Raw genomic sequence first — 543 nt, 5'->3', positions numbered from 1 at the left:
ATCGGCAATATCTTTAATCACACTTACGATATTTTTAATATCCTCTGCTTGTCTTGTAACCTCTCCTGTCTTATCACTAACATTTTGCATAGAGCTAGAGATTTCTTCAATAGCAGTAGCGGATTCTTCTAGAGAATTAGCTTGGGTATGAGAGCCTTCTGTTAATCGCTTCATAGCTTCTTGTAAAGCATTAGATTGTTCCCCTAAACTCTTAGCAGAAGTAGCACTTGTTTGAAGCATAGCTTTAATCTCTTGCCCTAAAGTATTAGTTGTTACTTCTACACTTCCTCTAGCATTAGGAATCTCTGTTGTAAAGTCTAGGGATTTATAAGATTCAAAAACCCTATTAATTTCATTCATATTAGAACCTACTTTAGATTGTAAAGTTTCTAACATTTGGTTCAAAACATTTTTTAATTCTACTAATTGAGGATTATGAGGAGTTTCTGTAATTCTTGCTGTAAGATTTCCTGCTTCTATTTCTTTAGCAGTGGCTACAGATTGTTCTACAGCTTTTGTATCTTGTTCTAAGCCTTTTTGAGT

At 33.9% G+C, this 543-nt stretch carries 1 protein-coding gene; it reads right to left on the bottom strand.

Features of this window, described 5'->3' with window-relative positions:
* Window positions 1-543: HAMP domain-containing protein (locus LS72_RS10585; RefSeq protein WP_138155364.1), on the bottom strand; the 543-nt coding region annotated here is incomplete at both ends.

It is taken from the genome of Helicobacter apodemus (genome assembly GCF_000765745.2).
Taxonomy (GTDB): Bacteria; Campylobacterota; Campylobacteria; order Campylobacterales; family Helicobacteraceae; genus Helicobacter_D; species Helicobacter_D apodemus.
The sequence above is the reverse complement of the archived record's forward strand: the minus strand, read 5'-3'. Positions and strand labels throughout refer to the sequence as shown.